Origin of the sequence: Roseateles sp. DAIF2, from assembly GCF_015624425.1 — a bacterium.
Taxonomy (GTDB): Bacteria; Pseudomonadota; Gammaproteobacteria; order Burkholderiales; family Burkholderiaceae_C; genus Kinneretia.
This window is the reverse complement of record NZ_CP049919.1, coordinates 2101045-2124359: the sequence shown is the minus strand read 5'-3', so window position 1 is coordinate 2124359 and position 23315 is coordinate 2101045. Positions and strand designations below refer to the sequence as shown.

Sequence of the window (23315 nt, the reverse complement as noted above, 5' to 3'; positions counted from 1 at the left end):
AGTCCGGCCGATGCGCACGGTCCTGATCATCGACGACAACCCCGGGGTGGGTGAGGCCCTCTCCCTGCTGCTTTCGCTGCAGGAGATCCGCCCGCTGGTGGCGCTGGACCCGGCGCAAGGCCTGGCCCTGCTGGCGCGCGAGCCGGTGGACCTGGTGATCCAGGACATGAACTTCAGCGCCGACACCACCTCGGGCGACGAAGGGGTGGCGCTGTTCCGCGCGATCCGCGCGCAGCAGCCGGACCTGCCGGTGATCCTGCTGACCGCCTGGACCCATCTGGAAAGCGCGGTGGCCCTGATCAAGGCCGGCGCCGCCGACTACCTGGCCAAGCCCTGGGACGACGCCAAGCTGCTGGCCACGGTCGAGAACCTGCTGGAGCTGGCCGAGAGCAACCGCGCGCTGCACCAGGGCCGGCGCGAGCGCCGGCGCCGCCAGCAGGCGCTGGCCCAGCAGTACCGGCTCGACGGCCTGGTCCATGCCTCGGACGCGCTGCTGCGCTGCCTGGAGCTGGCCTGTCAGGTCGCGCGCGCCAGCGCGCCGGTGCTGATCACCGGCCCCAACGGCAGCGGCAAGGAGCGCATCGCCGCGATCGTGCATGCGAACTCGGCGGTGCAGCGCGGCCCCTTCATCGCGGTCAACTGCGGCGCCCTGCCCGGCGAGCTGATCGAGGCCGAGCTGTTCGGCAGCGAGAGCGGCGCCTACACCGGTTCCACCCGCGCCCGCGAGGGCCGCTTCGAGGCGGCCGACGGCGGCACCCTGTTCCTCGACGAGATCGGCAACCTGCCGCTGGCCGGCCAGGTCAAGCTGCTGCGCGTGCTGGAGACCGGCCGCTTCGAGCGCCTGGGCTCGAGCCGCACGCGCGAGGTGAAGGTGCGCGTGCTCAGCGCGACCAACGCCGATCTGCGCACGATGGTCCGGGCCGGCACCTTCCGCGAGGATCTCTACTACCGGCTCAATGTGATCGAGGTCGCGCTGCCGGGCCTGGCCGAGCGGCCCGACGACATCCTGCCGCTGGCCGAGCATTTCCTGGCCGGCCGCGCCCCGCTCAGCGAGGGCGCCCGCGCCGCGCTGCTGGCCCATGGCTGGCCGGGCAATGTGCGCGAGCTGAAGAACGCGATCGAACGCGCCGCCCTGCTGTCCGGCGGCGCGCCGATCACCGCCGAGCTGCTGGCGCTGCCGGCGGCCACGCTGGCCGCCGCGGCCCTGCGCAACCTCGACGAGCCGAGCCGCGAGACGGTCGCCGCCGCGCTGGCCGAGGCCGGCGGCGTGGTCAGCCGCGCGGCCCAGGCCCTGGGCCTGTCGCGCCAGGCCCTGTACCGGCGCATCGAACGCTACCGCCTCGACGAGGCCTGAGCGTGGCGCCCCGCCCGGACCGCCGCCCGCTGTCGCATCGGCAAGGCCTGACCCTGGGCCTGGCCGCGATGGGCGCGGCCACCCTGCTGCTGCATGCCGGCGTGACCGTCTGGCCGCTGCCGCGGCTGCTGGCGCTGATGGGCCTGCCGGCGCTCGCGCCCTGGGGCCCGGCCGCGCTGGCGCTGAGCGCGCTGCTGCTGCTGCCGCTGGCCTGGGGGCTGGCCGGGCACCTGAGCGCGCCGCTGACCCGCCTGCTGCGCGCGCTGCAGGGCGCGGTGCTGAGCTACCGCGACGGCGAGTTCGGCAGCTCGATCGCCGCCGATGCGCCCGAGGCCAGCGCCGAGATGCGCGCGCTGATGCGACTGCACAGCGAGCTGGGCCAGGCCCTGCGCGAGCAGCGCCAGCATCTGGCACAGCGCGAGCTGCTGCTGGACACGGTGGTGCAGAACACGCCGGTGGCGCTGGTGCTGACCGATGCCGGCGAGCATGTGGTCTATGCCAATATCGCCGCGCGCCAGCTGCTGGCCGCCGGCCGCAGCCTGCAGGGCGAGGACTTCGCCGCGCTGCTGGCCGCCGCACCGGCGCCGCTGCGCGAGGCGCTGCAGGCCAGCGAGGACGGCCTGTTCAGCCTGGAGCTGGACGGCGCCGAGGAGCGCTTCCATCTCTCGCAGCGCCAGTTCCGCCTGCAGGGCCGGCCGCACCGGCTGCGCCTGCTGCGCCGCATGACGCGCGAGCTGTCGCGCCAGGAGGTGGCGAGCTGGAAGCGCGTGATCCGCGTGATCAGCCATGAGCTGAACAACTCGCTGGCGCCGATCTCCTCGCTGGCGCACAGCGGCGCCGAGCTGGCGCGGCGCGGCGGGGCCGAGCATCTGGAACGCCTGCCGCGGGTGTTCGCCAGCATCGGCGAGCGCGCCGCGCATCTGCATGCCTTCCTGTCGGCCTATGCGCAGTTCGCCAAGCTGCCGGCGCCGCGCCCGGCCGAGGTGGACTGGCCGGCCTTCCTGGAGCGGCTGGGGGCGCATTACGCCTTCACGCTGCAGGGCGAGACGCCGCGCGAGGCCGGCCGCTTCGACGCTGCCCAGATCGAGCAGGCGCTGATCAACCTGCTGAAGAACGCCCATGAGTCCGGCGGCGACCCGGCGGCGATCGAGCTACGCATCCACCAGCAGGGTCAGGACTTGCGCCTGGAGGTGCTGGACCGCGGCCCCGGCATGAGCGAGACCGTGCTGGGCCAGGCCCTCCTGCCCTTTTATTCGACCAAGCGCAGCGGCTCCGGCCTGGGCCTGGCGCTGGCGCGCGAGATCGCCGAGGCCCATGGCGGGCGCATCGCGCTGAGCAACCGCGCCGGCGGCGGCCTCAGCGCCACGCTCAGCCTGCCGCGTCTTGCGGCAGAATCCGCAACGCCGCCGCACTGACCGCCCCGCTCCCGAGGCGGGCCGCGACCGCAGGAGCACGCCGATGGACCCCAGGCTTCCGATCCGCAGTCTCGACGACACGGTCATCCTCGCTCGCCAGCTCCCCGCGATGCACGAGTTCAGCCCGCGCTGGATGCTGGAGATGTACGCCGAGATCGCACCGCCCGCGCAAGACCCGACCCCGGACGCTGCCGGGCCATGAACCGCCCCCAGCTGCATCGGATCGACACCGATCGCCTGGCGCTGGAGCCGCTGCGCGAGGCCCATGCGGCGGAGATGTTCGCCGTGTTGTCCGATCCGGCGATCTACGAGTACGAGAACGCGCCGCCGGCCTCGGTCGAGGCGCTGGCGCAGCGCTACCGGCGCCAGGCGGCGGGCCGCTCGGCGGACCGGCGCGAGCTGTGGTTCAACTGGGTGCTGCGCCTGCACGCCAGCGGCGAGGCGATCGGCTATGTGCAGGCCACGCGGTATCCGGACGGCCATGCCGGCATCGCCTACGAGCTGAGCAGCCGCTTCTGGGGCCGCGGGCTGGCGCAGGAGGCGGTGACCGCGATGCTCGCGGCCTTGCGGGCCGAGCATGGCGTGGCGCGTTTCAGCGCCGTGCTGAAGCAGCGCAACGCGCGCTCGCTGGCCCTGCTGCAGCGCCTGGGTTTCACGCCGGCCGCCGCGGCCGAGGATGCGCTCGAGGCCGACGAACTGCTGATGGAGTTGCAGCGGCCCCCTGAACCCGGCTGAGTGTCAAAACGCAGCTCGATCCCCGCGTCCCGCAGTTCGTCGCGCGTGCATACCCGCGCGGCGCCGCGGGCGCCACACTGGCGCCCATGAATTCCCCCGTCGCCGCCCTGCTGCTCGCCCTCACCGCCACCCTGCCCGTCGCCCATGCCGCCTGCCAGCCCGGCATCTATGGCGCTGACGACAAGACCACGCCCTACCAGCGCGTGGTCGTCACCGGCACCGTCCCGCAGCAGCAGCAACAACGCTATGTCTTCGTCGACGGCCGGCGCGGTGGCGTCGGTGCACCCGAGGCGCTGCTGCGCTGCGTCGACGACCGGATCGAGGTGCGTAGCAGCAGCAATACGGCCGGCCAGGCCGACTGGAGGGTTTGGCCGCGCCTGGCCTACCGCCAGACCCCGGTGCGCTTCAAGAGTCATGGCAGCGAGCTCGCCGGCGAACTGATCGAGCCGCCCGATGCCGCGGCGACGCGGCCGCCGCTGACCATCCTCGTGCACGGTTCGGAGAAGACCGCCGCGCTCGGCTCGGCCTATCCCTATCTGCTGGCCTCGCAGGGCATGTCGGTGTTCGTCTACGACAAGCGCGGCACCGGCGTCTCCGAGGGCCAGTACACGCAGAACTTCGAACTGCTGGCCGACGATGCGGTGGCCGCCTCGGCCGAGGCGCGCCGGTTGGCCGAGGGCCGCCACGGCCGCTTCGGTTTCGCCGGCTTCAGCCAGGGCGGCTGGATCGCGCCGCTGGCGGCGCGGCGCGGCGCGGCCGACTATGTGGTGGTCGGCTTCGGGCTGATGCTGTCGCCGCTGGAGGAGGACCGCGACCAGGTGATGAACGAGCTGCGCGAGGCCGGCCATGGCCCCGCCGTGCTGGCCCAGGCGCGCGAGCTGACCGATGCGACCGGCACGCTGGTGGCCTCGCATTTCGAGCGCGGCTACGAGCGCCTGGCGGCGCTGAAGCGGCGCCATGCGCAGGCTCCCTGGCTGCGGCAGATCAAGGGCGAGTACAGCGGCGTGCTGATCGCCAGCGACGAGGCCACCCTGCGCCGGCTCGGCCGGCCGCTATACGACAACCTGGACCTGATCTGGCATTACGACGCGGTGCGCGAGCTGCAGTCGCTGCGCGTGCCGCTGCTGTGGATCATGGCCGGCGCCGACCGCGAGGCACCCGGCGAGGTGACGCGCGAGCGTCTGAGCCGACTGAAGCGCGCCGGCAAGCCGATCGAGCTGCATCTCTTCCCCGACACCGACCATGGCATGTGGGAGTTCGAACAGGCCGCGGACGGCAGCCGCCGCTACACCCAGGTGACCGAGGGCTACTACCGCCTGCTGGGCGACTGGGTGATGGGGCGCAGTTCGGCGCCTTATGGGCGCGGGCAGCGGTTGTTCTAACCATCGTCATACATAGAGGGCGCCGTGGTCGCCCGGCGTGCCTAGATGGCATCTAAACGGAGCCGGGTTGCGCCGCCAGGTGTTCGCGAAGAAAACTGAGCGCAACGCCAAGCAGCGGTCCTGCGCCCAAATCTCAACGCGCAAAGAGCCACCAGTTTTCGTTGCGAGCCGGCGCCAGGCTAGGCGGACGGCGCACAGGAACCGGAACGTACTTCCACTACGTGAGGATTCCGAGCACCGGCCAACAACGCATGGCGGTGGCGCAGTAGAAAACTCAGCCGCCGGCGCGCTTGACCTTGTGGCCGGCGGCTATCAGCCGCGCCATCACGGTCTCGACATGGTCGCCCTGCACCTCGATCACGCCGTCCTTGACCGTGCCGCCGGAGCCGCAGGCGGCCTTCAGCTGCTTGGCCAGCGCGGTCAGCGCCGCCTCGTCCGGCGCCAGACCCTTGACCAGGGTGACACCCTTGCCCTTGCGGCCCTTGGTCTCGCGCGAGACGCGCACGATGCCGTCGCCGGCCGGCGCTACGGCCTTGGCGAGCTGCTTGCAGGCGCATTGCGCCAGCGGTCGGCGGCAGTCCGGGCAGGTACGGCCCAGATCGGTGGAATAGACAAGTCGGCTGTGAGCATCGGAGGACATGGGCCCTATTTTGAACCCATGTGCCCCCGAGGCGTCAGCGCCGATCAGCGGGCAGCGATGGATGACCGGCGCCGCACCGGCCGCGTTTCACTAGCCGCGCGGTTCGCCCTGGCGGTTGACGGTCACGGTGGCGCCGGGCGGTCGATCCATCTGGACGCGATGCTCCTGGCCGCGGAAGCGATAGCTGACGTCCCAGTACTCGGTACGGGCATGCTCGGGATTGTCCCTGCAGCGCCGCACGCCGGCGCGCTCCCCATCCTCGCGCGGCGCCTCTGAGCGCCCCATCTGGGCGCCGATCAGGCCGCCCGCCACCAGGCCGCCGGCCGTGGCCAGATCGCGGCCGCTGCCGCCACCGACCTGATGGCCCAGAATGCCGCCGATCACGGCCCCGGCAATGGCGGCCGGCACATTGGCCTGCCGGCGCTCGGGCGGCAACTGGTCGGATTCCAGCCAGCAACGCCGCTCGGACGTGGCCACGACCGCGCGCGAGCCGGTGACCTCGGCCTGGTAGAGGCGTTCGTTGTTGCGCCGCCGGGCATCGTAGAGCGGAGCCGGTTCGGGGCGCTGCTCGTCCTCGCGCGCGTAGCGACCGATCGGTCGCAGCGAGGACATGCGCTCGTTCAACCCCACCGCGCTCAGCGACGGATAGCGGCCCTGGCGCAACAGCACGCAGCGGCCGCCGAACCCAGCATGCTCGCAGGCCTCCCAACGGCCGCCAACCACCAGCGCGGACGAGGCGCGGTCATTGAAACCGGCCCTCTGCAGATCCGCGACCGATCGGCTGGTACGCCAACTGCTGCCCTCGAAGCCCTCCCGTTCGTACAGGGTCACCTGAGCGCTGGCAGCCATGGCCAGCATCACGCCGCCCAGGCCCAGCCAGCGGCTTGTGTGAAAGCGTGGCAGTTTCATATGCTTCTCCGGTACGCGTGGATCGTCGGCCTTACAGCCGCCCCAACAGCATCAACACAATCAGCACCAGCAGCAGCAGGCCCAGTCCGCCGCTGGGCCCATAGCCCCAGTTGCGGCTGTAGGCCCAGGTCGGCATGGCGCCAACCAGCAGCAGGATCAGGACGATCAGAAAAATCATGGACAGGCTCATGGCGCTCTCCTCAAGGGGTCAGTGAGTAAATGGAGCTGGCCGGCGCGGACGCCGCCATCGGCACCACCACCACGGTGGTGTCTCCCGGCTTGCCGGCTTCGCCGGGCGGGCCGGCGGGACCGGCCACCACCGGCGGCGCCGGCGCGGCCGGGACCTGGACCACGGTGGCTCGTTCGCAGCCAGGCAGGCTCAAGGCCGCCAGCAGCAGCGCCATCGCGGGCAGGATCGGGTGGATCTGGTTTTTCATGCGGACTCCTGGATGGACGCCGCGGACGGCCGCCCGGTGAGGTTGATCAGGCTCTGGTGCGAGCCCAGGCCCAGCGGTTTGCCGATCACCGCCGATGCGGCCAGGGCCAGCATGCGGCGCACGCGGCTGCCGGGGGCGTCCCAGTACTCGGCGGTGTCGGGCGTGAACTTCAGCAGGGCCAGGTTCAGGCTGCCGGGGCCGTCGGGAAACCAGGGCCGGGCCAGCGGCGACCACAGGCGCTCGATGCGCTCGCGGTCCGTCGCCACCTCGCCACGGCCCGACAACGAGACATAGGTCGCATGTGCGGTGTCGCAAAAGCTCAGGTTCATCGCCTCCAGCCGGGACAGCTTGTCCGAACTCAGGTCGATGAAGAACCACAAGGAGCCCAGCGCATCCATCTCCAGCGGCGTCATCGGCTGGCTCAGCAGCCGCCCCTGCGCATCCACGCTAGCCAGCATGGCCACCGGCATGTCCTGTACTAGCTGAGCCAGCAGGGTCAGGTCTTGGCTGTGTTGAGCTTGGATCTTCATGGATGACTCTTTCTTGAGATCGGGCAGGTTCGCGATTCACAGCGTAGGAAGGCCGGTACGCCGGGTCGGTGCGACAGCGCACCAAGGCCCCGACGCGAAGCCGTGTACCCGCAGCCCTAGCGACGGCGCTGGGCCGGCGGCACGGCCGCCTCGGCCGTTGCCACGCCGGCCTGCTGGACCCGCCGCGCGATCTCGGCCTGGCCATGCGCCAACGCGGCCACCCCGCCCTGGCCCGCCTCCAGCACGAACTCGCTGTAGTTCTTCATCACCCCCTGCATCAACTGGGCGAAGGCCCCCGACTGCAGCAGCTCGGCGGCCGACTGCTGGTTCTGGTGCAGCAGCTCCCTGGCGTCGACCAGCGATTGCGACATCGCCTCGGGCGACATCGCGAACTGGGTCAGCAGCTCCATATTGGCCTGGGTCAGCTTGAGCAGGGGCTGCATGACCTGCTGCAGGGCCGGAGTGTTGGGGTCGTCGGGCATGATGAGTCCTCGGTGGGATCAAGAAGGGAGGGGACAGGCGGTCACGGGCCGCGTGTAGCGAAGGCAGTCTGTCGGCGGCAGACATGCGCGTCTGTACGTCGGCGCACAGGGGCCAGCCCAGCACCGGGGCGGAGCCTGTTAGAGTCAAAACGGTTCGGCCCACAACAGCATCAAAATCCGGAGACAAGTCCATGCAACGTCGCAGCCTGTTGACGATCCTCGGGGCCGCCACGGCCCTGCCCCATGGCCCGCTGTGGGCCCAGGCGCCGGAGAAGCCCAAGCTGACGATCGCGGTGGGCGGCAAGAACCTGCTGTACTACCTGCCGCTGACGATCGCCGAGACCCAGGGCTATTTCAAGGCCGAGGGGCTGGACGTGACGATCGCCGATTTCGCCGGCGGCTCGCGCGCGCTGCAGGCCCTGGTCGGCGGCAGCGCCGACATCGTCTCCGGCGCCTTCGAGCACACGATCAATATGCAGATCAAGGGCCAGCGCCTGCGCGCCTTCGCGCTGCAGGGCCGCGCGCCGCAGATCGTGCTGGGCGTGAACCCCAAGACCATGCCCAACTTCAAGACGGTCGCCGACCTGAAGGGCAAGAAGCTGGGCGTCACGGCGCCGGGCTCCTCCACCAATGTGCTGGCCAACTTCGTGCTGGCCAAGGCCGGGCTGAAGCCGGGCGATGTCTCGATCATCGGCGTCGGGGCCGGCAGCGGCGCGGTGGCGGCGATGCGCGCCGGCCAGATCGACGCGATCAGCAACCTGGATCCGGTGATCACCCTGCTGGCCCGCTCCGGCGACCTGAAGATCGTCTCCGACACCCGGCTCGTCGCCGAAGCCGACAAGGTCTTCGGGGGGCCGATGCCCGCGGGCTGCCTCTACACCGCGCAGAGCTTCATCGACAAGAACCCCGCCACGGTGCAGGCCATCACCAACGCGATCGTGCGCGCCAACAAATGGATCCAGCAGGCGGGCCCCAGCGACATCATCAAGGCCGTGCCCGAGAGCTATCTGCTGGGCGACCGCGCGGTCTATGTCGATGCCTTCCTGGCTGCCAAGGGCGCACTCTCGCCGGACGGCAGCATCCCCGAGGCGGGCGCCGAGACCGCGCGCCGCGCGCTGGCCAGCATCGACAAGGAGATCGCCGCGGCGACCCACATCGACCTGAAGGCCGTCTGGACCAACGATTTCGTGAAGAAGGCAAATGCCAAGTACCGCTGACGCGCAGGCGCCCGCCCTGGCGCTGAGCGGCATCAGCTGCACCTTCGTCGCCAGGGACGACCCGGGCCAGCGCTACACCGCGGTGCGCGACGTCAGCCTGACGGTGGGCGCCGGCGAGTTCGTCTCGGTCGTTGGCCCGACCGGCTGCGGCAAGAGCACCCTGCTGAACATGGCCGCCGGGCTGCTGGAGCCCAGCAGCGGCCGGGTCGAGGTGTTCGGCGCGCCGCTTACGGGCGCCATCAACGCGCGCGCCGGCTATATGTTCCAGGCTGAGAGCCTGATGCCCTGGCGCACCGCGCTGCAGAACGTGATGGCGGGGCTGGAGTTCCGCGGCGCGGCCGATGCGCGCGAGCGGGCCGAGGAATGGCTGAAGCGCGTCGGCCTCGGCGGCTTCGGCGACCGCTACCCGCACCAGCTCTCCGGCGGCATGCGCAAGCGCGTCAGCCTGGCCCAGACCCTGGTGCTGGACCCGGACATCATCCTGATGGACGAACCCTTCTCGGCGCTGGACATCCAGACCCGTCAGCTGATGGAGAACGAGGTGCTGGCCTTGTGGGCGGCCAAGAAGAAGGCTGTGCTCTTCATCACCCATGACCTGGACGAGGCGATCGCGATGAGCGACCGCGTGGTCTGCCTCTCCGCCGGCCCGGCCGCGCGGCCGATCGGCGAATTCCAGATCGACCTGCCGCGCCCGCGCGACGTGGCCGAGGTGCGCAACACACCGCGCTTCGTCGAGCTGCACCAGGCGATCTGGGGCGTACTGCGCGAGGAAGTGCTGAAGGGCTACCGGCAGCAGCTGGCGGCTTGAGGGCAAGGCAGATGTGGAAATTCATCAAACCCCGCCCCGGCAATCTGCGCGTCTGGCAGCTGGGCCTGCTGGCCGCGGTGTTCGGGCTCTGGCATCTGCTGACCAAGCCGGGCCTGATCCCGCCCTTCATGTTCGAGAACGAGCAGCAGGCGGCCTTCTTCTTCGGCGAGCCGGTCAAGATCTTCGGCCGCATCTGGAACTGGTTTGTCGTCAACGCCGACATCTACGAGCATCTCGGTGTCACCCTGCTGGAGACGGTGCTGGCCTTCGCGATCGGCACCTCGCTGGGCCTGGCCGCGGGGCTGTGGCTGGGCCTGTCGCCGATGGCGGCGGCGATCTGCGATCCCTATATCAAGGCGCTGAACTCGATGCCGCGCGTGATCCTGGCGCCGATCTTCGCGGTCTGGTTCGGTCTGGGCATCGCCAGCAAGGTCGCCCTGGGCGTGACCCTGGTGTTCTTCATCGTGTTCTTCAACGTCTACCAGGGCGTCAAGGAGGTCAGCCCGGTGGTGCTGGCCAATGCGCGCATGCTGGGCGCCAGCCAGCGCCAGCTGCTGCGCCATGTCTACCTGCCCAGCGCCACCAGCTGGGTCTTCAGCTCGCTGCACACCAGCGTCGGCCTGGCCTTCGTGGGCGCGGTGGTCGGCGAGTACCTGGGTTCCTCGCGCGGGGTCGGCTACCTGATCCTGCAGGCCGAGGGCGCCTTCGACATCAACACCGTGATGGCCGGCATCCTGGTGCTGACCGCCTTCGCGCTGGCGCTGGACGCCGCGGTGGGCCTGATCGAGCGGCGCCTGATGAAATGGCAGCCACGCCAGGGGCAGACCGAAAAGCTCTGAAGCTGAGCAAGAATGCGGCCTCGATCAAGGAGGCCTCAATCTTGTCCTCGTCACCCGCCGAAATCGTCAACGCCCAGCTGCGCGCCTACAACGCCCGCGACACCGAGGCCTTCATCGCCACCTATGCCGAGGATGCCTGCATCTACAGCATGCCGGGCGAGCGGCTGGAGTTCCGCGGCCACGCCCAGATCGCCGCGCATTACGGCGGCAAGACCTTCCAGAACCCGGCCCTGCAGGCGCAGATCCTGGCCCGGCTGGTGGTCGGCAACAAGGTGATCGACCATGAGCGGGCGACCGGGGTGCGCGAGGAACCGATCGAGGTGCTGGTGATCTATGAGGTGCAGGCCGGGCTGATCCAGAACGTCTGGTTCCACCCGCCGGACCAGGCGGCACCGCCGGCGGCCGACTGATGGAACAGCCATCCTCATCCCCGGCGCCGAGCTTCGGCGCCGCGCTGCGTTTCTGGCTGCGCCTGGGCTGCACCAGCTTCGGCGGGCCGGCCGGGCAGATCGCGCTGATGCATGAGGAGCTGGTGGTGCGCCGGCGCTGGATCAGCGAGCGGCGCTTTCTGCTGCGCTGAACTACTGCATGCTGCTGCCCGGCCCCGAGGCGCAGCAGCTCGCCACCTATATCGGCTGGCTGCTGCACCGCGCGCGCGGCGGCATCGCGGCCGGCGCGCTGTTCGTGCTGCCTTCGCTGCTGCTGCTGATCGCGCTGTCCTGGGTCTAACACCGACCTGGTCGCGGGTCTGTTCTCCGGCATCAAGCCCGCGGTCACCGCGATCGTGCTGCACGCGGCCTGGCGCATCGGCGGCCGGGTGCCGATGCGCAACGCCTGGCTCTGGGCGCTGGCGGCGGCCTTTGTCGCGATCTTCGCGCTGGGCCTGCCCTTCCCGCTGATCGTCGGCGGCGCCGCGCTGCTAGGCTGGCTGGGCCGCGACCGGGCCGGGCGCCGCGGTCAATGACGACCATACGCCGACGCCGCCCCATGCCCGCTTCGCGCCGCGGCGCTTGGCGCTGCGGGCCTCGTTGTCGCCCTGCCCGGGCAGCTCGTAGACGGCGTCATGGAACCACAGACCGGCCTCCAGCGCCGCAGCATCCTCGGCCAGGGCGCGCAGCGGCGCGAAGGCCGCCAGGCATTCCCGCAGATGCTGCAGCGTGTGGTGATGGCGCTGCGGCTCGGCATAGGCGGCCAGCAGGGTCGCATGCTCGGCCGCGCCATCGCCGGCAGCGCCCAGGCCGCGCCACATCGACTGCCAGGACTCCAGCAGCAGCAGGGCCGACAGCGCGGCCAGCAGCAGCCAGGGCTGCTGCACCGCGCCGGCGAACAGCGGCATGACGCCGCAGCGGCAGGCCAGCTTGTAGCGCCGCGGCAGCGCGGCATAGCGGGCCCTCTTGTCCGGCCGGCGCGCGAACTCGCGCCGCTGCAGCCAGGCTGCCCCGAGCAGGATCAGCAGATACAGGCCGGCGAACAGGGCCCAGTCGGCAGCAGCAGCGGCGGCAGGCAGGGATGACACCAGGCCCGCCCGGGGTCAGGTCTTGTCCGCGGCCGGAGCCGGCGCAGGTGCTGTTTCTTCGCGCAGCACCATCCCCGGCGGCCGCCACAGCGGCAGTTGCGCCTCGCGCAGCTCCTGCAGCGCGCGGAACAGCAGCGCGCTGCGCACGCCATAGGCCTGGCGCGGCGAGCCGACGAAGCCGGTGGCGTTGAAGACCATCTGGCCGTCGACGATGCCATCCAGCTGCACGCTGGGCGCCGGCGCGTCCAGCACGTCCTCATGCTCCTCGAAGGCGCGCAGCAGGATCGCGCGCGCCTTGGCCGCGTCGGTGTCCAGCGGCATCGGCAGCTTGATCTGCACCAGGCCGACCGGGTTCTGGTGCGTGACGTTGCGCACGACCTTGGTGATGAACTCGGAGTTCGGCACGATCACGGTCGAGCGGTCGCCCATCTGGATCTCGGTGGCGCGCACATTGATGCGCCGGATGTCGCCCTCGACGCCGGACAGCGAGACCCAGTCGCCCACCTTGACCGGCCGCTCGGCCAGCAGGATCAGGCCGGAGACGAAGTTCGACACCACCGCCTGCAGGCCGAAGCCGATGCCCACCGACAGCGCGCTGGCGATCCAGGCCACCTTCTCCAGCTCCAGGCCCACGGCCGACAGCGCCAGGCCGATCGCCACCACGCTGCCGAGGAAACCCAGCAGGGTGCCGACCGAGCTGCGCATGCCGGCATCCAGCGAGGTGGTGGGCAGGTAGCGCTCGGTCAGCCAGCGTTTCAGCGCGCGCAGCGCCAGCAGCGCCAGCGCGAACACCAGCATCGCCTGCAGCACCGCGGTGGGCCGCAGCTGCAGCTGGCCGACCGCGAAGCCGACGCGCAGCTGGTCGGTACGGCGCAGCAGGTCCTCCGGGTTCTCGCCGAAGGGCGCCAGGATGAGCACCAGGGCCAGCAGCCAGACCGTCAGGCGCAGCACGCCCGAGCCCAGCACCAGCGCCTGATCGCGCAGCAGCAGGCCCTGGCCGCGCGGCGGCGTCTCGTCGCCGTCGCGCGTGCCCAGCCAGGCCATGCAGGCGTCGTCGATCAACAGGCTCAGCAGGTAGGCGCTGAGCGACAGCAGGCCGATCCACACCACCTGGCGCACGACGAAGCTGCCCAGCGCCACATAGCCGATCACGATGCCCAGCAGGCTCAGCAGCAGCATGCCCCAGACCAGCACCAGGGCCAGGCTCAGCCAGCCGGGGCGCGCGCCGGCGGCCTCGCCCTCCTCCGCATGGGCCTGGCGGCGCAGCTGCTCGGCGCGGTGCACGCTGCGCGCCAGCACCAGGCCCAGGGTCAGCGCATAGGCGCCGTTCAGCGCCACCTCCAGCGCCAGGCTCAGCGCCGCCGCGCCGGCCAGGCGCTGCAGGAACCAGCCGGCGAAGGTGATCGCGGCGATCCACATCACATGCCAGCGCAGGCCCTGGGCCACTCGGTCCGGCAGCGGCAGCAGGCGCCAGGAGGGCCGGCGCGGCGCCAGCAGCGCATAGCCCAGGCCGCCGATATAGGCCGCGAAGCAGACCGCGCCGACGCTGCTGGCGAACAGCCCGCGCAGCGGATCGCCGGCGTCCAGGCCCGGCACCAGGCCCAGCATCAGCGCATAGGCGGCCACGCCCGGCACCAGCATCGCCAGCAGGGTCTGGGCCACCGCATGCAGCGAGCGCCGTACCCGGCCGGGCGGCGCGCGGTGCGCGGCCACATCGGTGAGCCGGCGCGTCAGCCACAGGCGCAGCGCCAGCGCGCCAGCCACCAGCAGGGCCAGGCCGGCCCAGCGCAGCGCCGGGGTGCGGGCCGCGGCCTCGGCCAGGCGCCGCTCCAGCAGTTCGACGCGCGCCGCATCGCGGGCGAAGCTGCCGGCCAGTTCGTTCCAGAACGAAGGGGCCAGCACGGAGTCGGTGCGCTCGAACAGCTGCTCGCGAAAGCGCGCGCGGCGCTGGCCGCTGACCTCGTCGGACAGCTGCTCCGCCTCCAGTGCCAGCAGGCGCGCCAGCTTCAGCCGCGCGTCCAGCTGCTCGCTGCTGCGCTTGAGCGTGCGGCGCTGCTGCGCCACGTCCGCCGCCTCCGCCGCACCATCGGCCGGGGCAGCCCCCAGCTCGGACAGGCGCGCCTTCGCGCTGTCGAACTGCGGCGCCTGCTCGACGACGATGGCCTCGGCCTGCTGCTGCAGGCCGAGCAGCTCGCGCCGAAAGCCGGTCAGCTCGCCGTCGCCCGCCTCGCCGTCGGCCAGGCGCTTCTTAATCAGCTCGATGCGCTGGCGCGCCGCGTCGAGCAGGCCGTCGGCCTCGTCCTGCGCCGCGGCCGGCGTGCCGGACAGCAGCAGCATCAGCAACAGGGCGAAGGCCAGCAGCCAGGTCGGCAAGGTCCTCGTTATCGTCACCATCCGCATCACGCCGCTTCCTTGAACTCGGGCACTGACTCCTCCTCTGTGCCGAACAGCGCCAGGCTCAGCGCGGCCGGGTCGTTGATCGTGCGCACGCGTTGATAGGCTTCCTCGGCCTCGGGGTGGCGTCGGCGCAGGTAATGCAGCCATTGCTTCAGCCGCCCGGCCTGGTGGCGCGGCGCGACCTCGGCCTGCACCAGCACCCAGAAGCGGTGCAGCAGCGGCTGCAGCGCCGCCCAGTCCGGTGCCTGCGCGCCGCTGCCGACCAGGGCCAGCGCCAGGCCCGGATCGGCCACCATGCCGCGGCCCAGCATCAGGTCCTCGCAACCCGATTCGGCGCGGCAGCGCCGCGCATCCTCGAGCGTCCAGATCTCGCCGTTGGCGACCACCGGCACGGCCACCGCCTCGCGCACCTTGGCGATGCGGTCCCAGTAGGCCGGCGGCTTGTAGCCGTCGGCCTTGGTGCGGGCATGGATCACCAGCTCGCCGGCGCCGCCGGCCACCATCGCCAGCGCGCAGTCCAGCGTCCTGGCATCGTCCAGATAGCCCAGGCGCATCTTGGCCGAGACCGGCAGATGCGCCGGCACCGCGCGCCGCACCGCGCCGACGATCTGGTGGATCAGCTCCGGCTCGTCCAGCAGCACCGCGCCGCCCCGATGCCGGTTCACGCATTTGGCCGGGCAGCCGAAGTTCAGATCGATCCCCTCGGGGCCCAGCGCGGCCAGCTTGGCGGCGTTCTCGGCCATGCAGCTGGGGTCCGAGCCCAGCAGCTGGGCGCGCACCGGCACGCCCGCCGGCGTGCGGCCGCCGTTCAGCAGCTCGGGCACGATGCGGGTGAAGACACGGTTGGGCATCAACATATCGGTGATGCGGATGAACTCGGACACACAGCGATCGATGCCGCCGACACGGGTCAGCACATCGCGCAGCATGTGGTCCAGCAGGCCCTCCATCGGCGCCAGCAAAATCATGGTGAAGCGAGAATCCGGGTGAACAGGGATAACAACAACAAAGGGCGACAGCATAGCCTGAGCCGTCCACAGCCGCTGTGGACAAGTCCGTGCAAGGCCTGCGAGAAACCATCGCAAGTGCTTGATCCGCTGGCCTTTTGTCTGCCATGCTTAAAAACTGGGCAGCCCTGGAGGATGAGCTCATGCAACTGATCGTCTCGGCCCTGGTGATCGCCGCGCTGGTGCTCTGGGGCCTGCTGGACCCCACCGGCATGAGCGCCTTCTTCGACGGCGCGCTGGCGCAGCTGACCCGCAAGCTGGGCTGGCTCTACCTCTGGGTGGTGCTGGGCCTGGTGCTGACCAGCCTGGCCCTGGCCCTGGCCTTCGGCCGGGTCGGCCGGCTCAAGCTGGGCGGCGAGGACGAGGAGCCCGCCTTCTCGCGCGGCGCCTGGTTCGCGATGCTGTTCGCCGCCGGCATGGGCATCGGCCTGGTGTTCTGGGGCGTGGCCGAGCCGCTGTCGCATTACATCAACCCGCCGCCCGGCCTCGCGCCGCGCACGCCCGAGGCGGCCAACGCGGCGATGCGCTACAGCTTCTTCCACTGGGGCCGGCATCCCTGGGCCGTCTAGGGCCTGGCGATCGGCCTCTTCCAGTTCCGGCGCGGCCGACCGGCGCTGATCAGCTCGGTCACCGCCAGTCGGCGGCATCAAGGCCCTGCAGACCGCCACCATCGTCTTCGCCCTGCCCTTCACCGGCGTGCTGGTGCTGCTGGCCGTCGCGCTCTGGCGCGCCGCGCATCGGGACGAGGCGGCGCTGACGCGCGAGGAGAAACGGCTGCAGGCGAGGATGCGGCGGGTGCTGCCGCCGGAGGAGTGAAGAACGCGGCGGCGCCGATCGTCGTCGGACCTCGTGTCGCCAGCGCAGGCCGCCGGGCAGATTGCGCGGGCTGAACAGGAAATGCAGCACCCGGCGCCGGCTGGCGGAGGCTGCACCGGCCTTGGACGAAGCATGCAACAGCAGCGGCCGCGTCAGCAGCACATCGCCGCGCGCCAGCACGCAGGGCGTCGGCTTTTTTTGCTCACGCCGCGCCGCCACCGCGGCCTGCGGCGCGATCAGCCCCTGGCGATGGGTGCCGGGGATCACCAGCAGCGGCCCATCGTCGGGGCCACAGGGGTCCAGATGCACCCGCACGGCGAGCAGCCGATCGAGCAGATCGACCGGGGCCAGCATGAACAGCAGCCCCTCCTTCTCGGACCAGCAGCGCAGCCGCAGACCGCTCCCGTCCACCCGCGCCGCCACCGGAATGCTGAGGTCCTGATGGATCGGCACCAGCCAGTTGCGCGAGGGCGACTTGGCGAAATAGCTGCACTGCACCGCCACATGCCCGGTCGGCAGCAGCGCGGCCAGACCCGGATGCGCCCGCAGCCGCAGGGCCAGGTCTTGACACCAATCGAGCGACAGCAGGCAGCGGGTGCCGGCCGAGGTCGGCAGCGCCTGCTCGATCGCGGCGGTGAGGTGATCGCACTCGTAGTCGGGCAGTAGCGCCGGTACGGCGAGGTAACCCTGCGAGAACAGAAGCTCGGCACTCATGACGTGGGCGGTGGCCGGCTCACTCGGCCTCCGCCAGGAGGCCCGAGTCCGTCAGGCGCTGCTCGGTTTGCGCCTGTGACCGCGCGCCAAGGATTGCCGGCACCGCCATGAGCATCACACCGAGGATCACCAGGACGAGCAGCGCCAGCGTCATGACTATTGGCTCCGGCGGACCGTAACGTCGGCGATGCGGCCCGCGGCAGATCCGGCGAGCACCAGTTCGCTATGGTGCCAGCCCCATCCATGGCATTGACCGATGCCGTAGATCAGCGCGATGCCTTCGCGACCATCGGGTTCGCCTAGCAGTTGAATGACCTGGCCCGCGGCCTTGCCATTCAACTCACCGCTGTCCATCAGGTCCCTTGCCATCGGCCCAAGCACACAGCCCGGGTCGGCCGTTTCCGCAAGGGCAGGCCTCAGTTCGCGCCAAGCGCTCGACGAGAACGCGGCTCTTTGCGCATCGAAGGCGCTGATGTCGTAGGCGATGACACCCACAACGAGTGCTGCACACAGCGTGACGAGAACAGGGGTCGGGCGCATGAGTGAACGGTATGGGTGGGTTCGACGCTTCAGATGGAAGCAGCGCTTCCGCCTCCGCCAACAGCACCCCCCGATCGGCAGGGATGCAACTCAATGCCGATGGCGGGTTTCTTGTTCGCGTGCCGGCGATTGGAAAGAGGCGCGGCCCATGCGTCAATCATCCCGGAGGGGGTGGTGCCCCACGCCATGCCCGCTGCGGGTTGTGGCGAGCGTTCAGGTCTCGCCAGCTGCCGGAACTTGATCCGCCGGCGCCATCTCCCGCATGGTCAACCACAACCTCAGATCAAACTCCAGCTGCCCGTAGCGCGGCTCCATGTGCTCGCAGAGCTGGTAGAAGGCCTTGTTGTGATCCAGTTCGCGGATATGCGCCAGCTCGTGCACGACGATCATGCGCAGGAAGTCGGCCGGGGCGTCCTTGAACAGGGTGGCGACGCGGATCTCGCGGCGGGTCTTCAGCTTGGCGCCCTGCACGGTCTGGGCCCGGGTATGCGTGCCCAGCGCATGCTGGATCACCTTCAGCTTGGCATCGAAGCAGACCTTGTTCAGCGGCTCGGCATTGCGCATGAAGCGCTGCTTCAGGGCCTGCGTGTAGTCGAACAGGGCCTTGTCGCTGCGCACCGCATGGGGCTCGGGATAACGCTCGGCCAGATAGGTACCGAGCCGGCCGGCATCGATCAGGCCCTGCACCTGGGCCAGCAGCGCGGCCGGGTAGCCGGCCAGGTACTTCAGCAGGGGCGCGGGGGCAGCAGCAGGACTCACGGGCTCGGGTAATGCTCGGCCACCCAGGCCTCGAAGCGCCGGCACATCGCCTCCTCGCCCTCGCCGCTGTCGGCCAGCAGCTCCGCGCCATGCACGATGCGGATCGTCGCGTCCAGCGCCGGCAACTCTTCGCCGGGCGCGCGCGCCGCGGCCGCGGCGATCGCGGCCTGGGCGCGTTCCCAGGCCTCGTCCACCGATTCGTTGCAGGCCTCGGCCAGGTAGCGCGCCGAGAAGCCCTCGCCGGTCAGTCGGCGCAGGGTGGCGTCATGGTCGATGCTGTTGCCCGGGCCCCAGTAATGCTCGGCCAGCGCCGGGCCGATCGCCGGGTTGTCGGCCAGGTAGCCCTGCTCGCGCAGGAAGAAGGCGCGGGTCTGGTAGACCGCCATATGGGCCAGCAGATAGCCCTGGTAGGACGCGGCCGATTCCTGGTTCAGCAGATGCGGGATCGCCAGCAGCGGCCGCGGGCCGCCGGCCTCCATGCCCTGGATGCGGCGCTCGGTCGCGCGCGCCAGCGCCAGCACCGCCTCGGGCGTCAGCTCGGCCTCGTCCATCGCATACAGCGCGGCCTCGAAGTAAGGCACCACCGCGATCGCGCGCTCGTCGAAGGCGCGCATCGGCTGCACGCTGCCGATGCGCTCGCGGATCAGCGCGTCGGGGATCGGCTCGCCGGCGGCATTGCGGGCATAGCGCTTGAGCCAGTCGGCATCGTTCAGCAGGCTGTCGCAGAACATCGACTGGGTCTCGGCATAGGCCATCGAGGTCGGCGCGAACTCCTGCGAGAAGCAGGGCGAGTTCTGCGTCACATTGGCGAAATGCGCGGCATGGCCGCCCTCGTGGAACAGGGTGTTGATCGCGCGCAGCCCGCTGCCCACCTGGTCGGGCTTGGCCTCGGCGGTGAAGTTGATGCGGCCCGGCACCCAGCGCCCGGCGGCGTCGTAGAAGGCCGGCATCGGACCGTGGCAGAAGCCGTTCTGGTACTTGCCGGCGCGCTCCAGCAGGTCCAGCTGCAGGGTCGCGCCGCGGTAGCTGATCCCCAAGCGCCGGAAGCTCTCGACCCAGCGACGCAGCGCCGGGCCGAAGGGCATGTACTCATCCATGCGCCGCACCACATCGCCGCCGCTGAAGAAGCGCAGATTCCAGGGCTGCAGCGCGGCGCTGCCATGGCGCGACTTCAGCTCGCGCAGCGCGCGCGCCTGCGCGGCCTCGGTGCGCTCGATGAAGTCGTCCAGCACCGCGAACAGCTGGGCCGGCGTCATGCGCTCGTTCTTGCGCAGCTTGTAGTCGAAGTAGTTCTCGAAGCCCTGCAGCCGCGCCAGCCGGTTGCGCAGCCGCACCAGGTCCAGGAAGCCGTTCTCCAGCACCCAGCGCTCCACCTCGCCATAGGCCTCGTGGGAGCTGCGCCGCGCCGCCTCGCTCGGGTTGGTGGCCATATTGGTGGCCAGCATCGACAGCGAGGCCACCTCGCGCTCACCGCGCTCGTTGAAATGCGTTGGCGCCAGGTTCTTCTTCTTCGCGAACAGCGCCGCCTCGGCGGCGATCAGCTCGCGCATCAGCGCGCGCGCCTCGGGCTGGTCGACGATATGGGCCTCGAACAGCGCCTGCCAGCCGCGCAGGCCATGGCGCAGCGCGGCGGCCGCGTCGCCATCCGCCGCTTCGATCGCGGCCAGATGCGCGCGGGTGGCCTCCAGCCGGGCCGGGTCGGAGATGAAATCCTTGTACTGCGCCTCGGCGGCCGCGAAGCCTTCATGGTCCTCGCTGGTGCCCATATAGGTAGACCAGAACAGCTCTTCCTTGGCCTGGTGGACCTGCAGGTAGTCGCGGTTCAGCGCGTCGAAGAAGCGCTGGGCATCGGCGATCGTCATCGTCGTCATGGCGGGCTCGGCTCTCGTGGAGACTTGGGCCCGGCAGTATCTCCCAGAAGCGCTTGCGCCTTGTTTCAGGGTTTGGCCGCGCGCCCCAGCACCTCGGGCGTGGTGACGCCCATCGAGACATAAAGGCTGGTCAGCCCCTCGACGCCCATCTCGGCCGGCCGGACCCAATGGGTCGGCAGGTACAGCAGCCCGCCGCCGACCGGCACCGGCGCGGTGGGCACGATCACCGCGACATAGTCGACCCCGTCGATGCTGACCGGCTCGGGGCTGGACAACAGGCCCAGCACCAGCGCCCCGCCCTCCGGCTTGACGCCGCCGAAATGGCACCAGACCGGCGCCATCGCGCGCACGCCGGCCTCGTCGCGCTTGGACAGCATCTCGACCATGCGGCGCAGCAGGTCGTAGATCGTGCCGACCACCGGGATGCGCGAAATCAGGCCCTCCAGCCAGCCGCGCAGCCGCGTCTGCAGCTGCGCCTCGACCAGCAGGCCCAGGAAGTAGACGCCCGTCAGCATCAGGGCCAGGCCCAGCAGATAGGCCATGGGCTCGGAGCTGGTCAGGGTCAGACCCAGCCAGCCCAACTGCCGGCCCAGCCAGCTGCCGGGGCCGACGAACTGCAGCAGCAGCGAGACCACCCAGCTCAGCAGCGCCAGGGTGACCACCAGGGGCAGCACGGCCAGGAAGCCGGTGATGAAGGTGCGCAGCAGGTGGCGGCGTGCCGAGGCGGCGATCGGGGCGACGGGAGTCATGGCAGGCGGCGTACGGGAAGAAGACAGACAAGGAAAGCGGGCATCATGCCAGCATGAACCGACCCGAGGATGATGCCGGCCCGGCCCTTTTCAAGGTGGAGATCGCGCCGCAGGGCTGGCAGTTCGACTGCGCGCCCGACCAGACCCTGCTGCTGGCCGCGCTGGAATGGGGCTTTCGCATGCCGCATTCCTGCCGCAACGGCAGCTGCCGCGCCTGCATCGCGCGCCTGCTGGCCGGCCGTATCGAGCACCGCATCGAATGGCCCGGCCTGTCGGCCGAGGAAAAGGCCGAGGGCTGGATCCTGCCCTGCGTGGCCTGCCCGCGCGAGCCGCTGCGCGTCGAGGCGCCGGCCACGGTCAGCCTGTTCGACGCGCCCTGACGGCGCGCCCTGCACCCGCTTTTCGCAGACTTCCGGGACTATGCCCGGATTCCGGCGTTTTTCGCACAAATGTGCGACATCAACATCGGGCAGCATCGCAGGTCCCCAGCCTCACAGCCACAGGAAGTACCCCCGATGTCCGTTCTGCAACTCAACAACTGGCGCCTGCGCACCCGTGTGCTGGCCGGCTTCGCCCTGGTGATCCTGCTGATGATGGTCGCCTCGGCCGTCGGCATCGTGCGGGTGTCGATGCTGAACCAGCGCATCGAGCGCCTCGTCGAGGTGGACATGCGCGCGCTCGAGCTGTCGCGCCAATGGGCCGGCATGAGCGAGGGCAGCATCCAGCGCCGCATCGTCTCGATGGCGGTGGACGACGAGGTCTTCGTCAAGGCCTTCACGCGCCGCTCCAAGGAGATCTCGGAGCGCATCGACAAGGTGCAGGCCGAGCTCGACAAGATCAGCAAGTCGCCCGAGGCGGACCGACTGAACGACGTGATCGGCGAGGCGCGCAAGAAATACCAGGCCTCGCGCGATGACCTGATGCAGCGCAAGAAGGCCGGCGAGAACATCCAGAGCCGCGTCGCCGAGGAGCTGATCCCGGCGATGGAGGCCTATCTGCAGACCATCGACCGCTACGCCGACCACACCCGCGAGGTGCTGCAGGTGGCGCGCCGCGAGGCCGAGGGCGAGGCCCAGACCACGCGCAGCCTGGTGCTGGGCCTGATGCTGCTGGCGATGCTGGCGGGCATCGGCATCGCGCTGGCGATCACCCGCTCGGTGACCGCGCCGCTGGTGCGCGCCCAGGCCCTGACCCAGGCGATCGCCGGCGGCGACCTCAGCACCCGCGCCGTGGTCGAAGGCCAGGACGAGCTGGCCGCGCTGAACCGTTCGCTGCAGCAGATGCAGACCCAGCTGTCCGGCACCATCACCGGCGTGCGTCGCGCGGCCGAGCAGGTGCGCCTGGCCTCGGCCGAGATCGCCACCGGCAATATGGACCTCTCGAACCGCACCGAGCAGGCCGCCAGCAGCCTGGAGCAGACGGGCGCCGCGATGGCCCAGTTGGGCGATGGCGTCAAGTTGAATGCCGACGCGGCCCGCGAGGCCGACCAGCTGGCGCAGAGCGCCTCCAGCGTGGCCGGCCGCGGCGGCGCGATGGTCGAGCAGGTGGTCAGCACGATGAGCGAGATCCAGCAATCGTCCAACAAGATCGCCGACATCATCGGCGTGATCGACGGCATCGCCTTCCAGACCAATATCCTGGCGCTGAACGCCGCGGTGGAAGCCGCGCGCGCCGGCGAACAGGGCCGCGGCTTCGCGGTGGTGGCCGGCGAGGTGCGCGCGCTGGCGCAGCGCAGCGCCCAGGCCGCGCGGGAGATCAAGGCGTTGATCTCGGCCTCGGTCGAGCGCGTCGAGGGCGGCAGCCGCCTGGTCGCCGAGACCGGCAGCACGATGCGCGAGGTGGTGGACAGCGTGCAACGCGTCACCCGCATCATCGGCGAGATCTCCGGCTCCACCGCCAGCCAGGCCCTGACCCTGGGCGAGATCGGCCAGGCGGTGCAGCAGCTGGACCAGATGACGCAGCAGAATGCCGCCCTGGTCGAGGAATCCGCGGCGGCCGCCGCCAGCCTGAAGGAGCAGGCGGCGCAGTTGGTGGAAGCGGTGGCGGGCTTCAGGCTGGCGCGGGACTGACGCGCGGCTCCGGCCGCCGATCTATCCCCGCCGGCTGTGGACAAGTCCGTGCACAGCCTGCTGATGCCGGCGCCAAGTGATTGATTTCGCTGCTTTTGATCTGGTCTGCCCGAAAAATGGGCAGGGCTT

The 23315-nt window shown here is 70.5% G+C and carries 26 protein-coding genes and 2 pseudogenes; 14 read left to right on the top strand and 14 right to left on the bottom strand.

Annotated elements, in window-relative coordinates; all coding sequences use genetic code 11:
• Positions 1 to 10: 10 nt before the first annotated feature.
• From G8A07_RS09855 to G8A07_RS09835, 5 genes are all read left to right on the top strand, one after another.
• Complete coding sequence (locus tag G8A07_RS09855; RefSeq protein ID WP_195796835.1) at positions 11 to 1354, top strand: sigma-54 dependent transcriptional regulator; 1344 nt, start codon at positions 11 to 13, stop codon at positions 1352 to 1354.
• A 2-nt stretch (positions 1355 to 1356) separates the two neighbouring features.
• The gene (locus tag G8A07_RS09850) at positions 1357 to 2769 is read left to right on the top strand and encodes a PAS domain-containing sensor histidine kinase (protein ID WP_249937286.1); all 1413 of its coding nucleotides are present in this window, start codon (positions 1357 to 1359) and stop codon (positions 2767 to 2769) included.
• A 43-nt stretch (positions 2770 to 2812) separates the two neighbouring features.
• A complete protein-coding gene (locus G8A07_RS09845) occupies positions 2813 to 2971 on the top strand; it encodes a hypothetical protein (RefSeq protein ID WP_195796834.1) in 159 nt (52 codons plus the stop codon).
• Positions 2968 to 3504 carry a GNAT family N-acetyltransferase gene (locus G8A07_RS09840; protein WP_195796833.1) on the top strand — a complete coding sequence of 179 codons (537 nt, stop codon included), beginning with the start codon at positions 2968 to 2970 and terminating at the stop codon, positions 3502 to 3504. The genes G8A07_RS09845 and G8A07_RS09840 overlap by 4 nt, the downstream gene beginning before the upstream one ends.
• An 86-nt stretch (positions 3505 to 3590) precedes the next feature.
• Entirely contained in the window at positions 3591 to 4886 is a 1296-nt protein-coding gene (locus tag G8A07_RS09835) for a S9 family peptidase (protein ID WP_195796832.1), read from the top strand.
• 274 nt (positions 4887 to 5160) lie between these two features.
• On the opposite strand, the gene G8A07_RS09830 is transcribed toward G8A07_RS09835, so the two are convergent.
• From G8A07_RS09830 to G8A07_RS09805, 6 genes are all read right to left on the bottom strand, one after another.
• On the bottom strand, positions 5161 to 5526 hold the full coding sequence (locus G8A07_RS09830; protein WP_195796831.1) for a translation initiation factor Sui1: 366 nt from the start codon (positions 5524 to 5526) through the stop codon (positions 5161 to 5163).
• Positions 5527 to 5616: 90 nt separating this feature from the next.
• Positions 5617 to 6435 (bottom strand): beta/gamma crystallin-related protein, encoded by an 819-nt coding sequence (locus tag G8A07_RS28165; RefSeq protein ID WP_305798648.1) that lies wholly within the window; start codon positions 6433 to 6435, stop codon positions 5617 to 5619.
• 31 nt (positions 6436 to 6466) lie between these two features.
• Positions 6467 to 6625: a DUF3309 family protein gene (locus G8A07_RS09820; RefSeq protein ID WP_195796830.1), complete on the bottom strand. Its 159-nt coding sequence runs from the start codon at positions 6623 to 6625 to the stop codon at positions 6467 to 6469.
• Between the two features lie 10 nt (positions 6626 to 6635).
• Positions 6636 to 6872 (bottom strand): hypothetical protein, encoded by a 237-nt coding sequence (locus tag G8A07_RS09815; RefSeq protein WP_249937285.1) that lies wholly within the window; start codon positions 6870 to 6872, stop codon positions 6636 to 6638.
• A complete protein-coding gene (locus G8A07_RS09810; RefSeq protein ID WP_195796829.1) occupies positions 6869 to 7402 on the bottom strand; it encodes a pyridoxamine 5'-phosphate oxidase family protein in 534 nt (177 codons plus the stop codon). Before G8A07_RS09810 ends, G8A07_RS09815 begins: the two co-directional genes overlap by 4 nt.
• Positions 7403 to 7518: 116 nt before the next feature.
• Positions 7519 to 7884, bottom strand: a complete 366-nt coding sequence (locus G8A07_RS09805) for a hypothetical protein (protein ID WP_195796828.1) — start codon at positions 7882 to 7884, stop codon at positions 7519 to 7521.
• Between the two features lie 191 nt (positions 7885 to 8075).
• Between G8A07_RS09805 and G8A07_RS09800 the strand changes: the two genes are divergently transcribed.
• The 6 genes and pseudogenes from G8A07_RS09800 (at position 8076) to G8A07_RS09775 (ending at position 12261) form a co-directional block, all read left to right on the top strand.
• Entirely contained in the window at positions 8076 to 9101 is a 1026-nt protein-coding gene (locus tag G8A07_RS09800; protein ID WP_195796827.1) for an ABC transporter substrate-binding protein, read from the top strand.
• A complete protein-coding gene (locus G8A07_RS09795; protein ID WP_195796826.1) occupies positions 9085 to 9909 on the top strand; it encodes an ABC transporter ATP-binding protein in 825 nt (274 codons plus the stop codon). Before G8A07_RS09800 ends, G8A07_RS09795 begins: the two co-directional genes overlap by 17 nt.
• An 11-nt stretch (positions 9910 to 9920) precedes the next feature.
• Complete coding sequence (locus G8A07_RS09790) at positions 9921 to 10748, top strand: ABC transporter permease (protein ID WP_195796825.1); 828 nt, start codon at positions 9921 to 9923, stop codon at positions 10746 to 10748.
• Between the two features lie 41 nt (positions 10749 to 10789).
• Positions 10790 to 11158 carry a nuclear transport factor 2 family protein gene (locus G8A07_RS09785; protein WP_213086260.1) on the top strand — a complete coding sequence of 123 codons (369 nt, stop codon included), beginning with the start codon at positions 10790 to 10792 and terminating at the stop codon, positions 11156 to 11158.
• Positions 11158 to 11761: pseudogene (locus tag G8A07_RS09780) on the top strand (chromate transporter); the annotation flags it as partial. The gene G8A07_RS09785 and the pseudogene G8A07_RS09780, both read left to right, overlap by 1 nt.
• Before the next feature lie 50 nt (positions 11762 to 11811).
• Complete coding sequence (locus G8A07_RS09775; RefSeq protein ID WP_195796823.1) at positions 11812 to 12261, top strand: hypothetical protein; 450 nt, start codon at positions 11812 to 11814, stop codon at positions 12259 to 12261.
• An 18-nt stretch (positions 12262 to 12279) separates the two neighbouring features.
• Here G8A07_RS09775 and G8A07_RS09770 read toward each other — a convergent pair whose 3' ends face one another.
• A complete protein-coding gene (locus G8A07_RS09770) occupies positions 12280 to 14637 on the bottom strand; it encodes a DUF3772 domain-containing protein (RefSeq protein WP_249937284.1) in 2358 nt (785 codons plus the stop codon).
• A gap of 26 nt (positions 14638 to 14663) precedes the next feature.
• On the bottom strand, positions 14664 to 15629 hold the full coding sequence (locus G8A07_RS09765; protein ID WP_249937283.1) for a tRNA-dihydrouridine synthase: 966 nt from the start codon (positions 15627 to 15629) through the stop codon (positions 14664 to 14666).
• Between the two features lie 182 nt (positions 15630 to 15811).
• Here G8A07_RS09765 and G8A07_RS09760 point away from each other — a divergent pair.
• Positions 15812 to 16300 (top strand): annotated as a pseudogene (locus tag G8A07_RS09760) (BCCT family transporter); the annotation flags it as partial.
• Here the strand turns inward: G8A07_RS09760 and G8A07_RS09755 are convergent.
• The 6 genes from G8A07_RS09755 to G8A07_RS09735 form a co-directional block, all read right to left on the bottom strand.
• Positions 16296 to 17198 (bottom strand): phytanoyl-CoA dioxygenase family protein, encoded by a 903-nt coding sequence (locus G8A07_RS09755; RefSeq protein WP_195796820.1) that lies wholly within the window; start codon positions 17196 to 17198, stop codon positions 16296 to 16298. The pseudogene G8A07_RS09760 and the gene G8A07_RS09755 overlap by 5 nt on opposite strands.
• A gap of 19 nt (positions 17199 to 17217) precedes the next feature.
• The gene (locus G8A07_RS28080; protein WP_256441104.1) at positions 17218 to 17352 is read right to left on the bottom strand and encodes a hypothetical protein; all 135 of its coding nucleotides are present in this window, start codon (positions 17350 to 17352) and stop codon (positions 17218 to 17220) included.
• 2 nt (positions 17353 to 17354) lie between these two features.
• Complete coding sequence (locus G8A07_RS09750; protein WP_195796819.1) at positions 17355 to 17738, bottom strand: hypothetical protein; 384 nt, start codon at positions 17736 to 17738, stop codon at positions 17355 to 17357.
• A gap of 213 nt (positions 17739 to 17951) precedes the next feature.
• A complete protein-coding gene (locus tag G8A07_RS09745; protein ID WP_249937282.1) occupies positions 17952 to 18497 on the bottom strand; it encodes a M48 family metallopeptidase in 546 nt (181 codons plus the stop codon).
• A complete protein-coding gene (locus tag G8A07_RS09740) occupies positions 18494 to 20368 on the bottom strand; it encodes a M3 family metallopeptidase (RefSeq protein ID WP_213086259.1) in 1875 nt (624 codons plus the stop codon). Before G8A07_RS09740 ends, G8A07_RS09745 begins: the two co-directional genes overlap by 4 nt.
• Positions 20369 to 20433: 65 nt before the next feature.
• Entirely contained in the window at positions 20434 to 21117 is a 684-nt protein-coding gene (locus G8A07_RS09735) for a DUF502 domain-containing protein (RefSeq protein WP_195796818.1), read from the bottom strand.
• A 53-nt stretch (positions 21118 to 21170) separates the two neighbouring features.
• On the opposite strand from G8A07_RS09735, the gene G8A07_RS09730 reads away from it, so the two are divergent.
• Positions 21171 to 21497 (top strand): 2Fe-2S iron-sulfur cluster-binding protein, encoded by a 327-nt coding sequence (locus tag G8A07_RS09730; RefSeq protein WP_195796817.1) that lies wholly within the window; start codon positions 21171 to 21173, stop codon positions 21495 to 21497.
• Positions 21498 to 21632: 135 nt separating this feature from the next.
• Positions 21633 to 23186: a methyl-accepting chemotaxis protein gene (locus G8A07_RS28160; protein ID WP_195796816.1), complete on the top strand. Its 1554-nt coding sequence runs from the start codon at positions 21633 to 21635 to the stop codon at positions 23184 to 23186.
• Positions 23187 to 23315 lie beyond the last annotated feature (129 nt).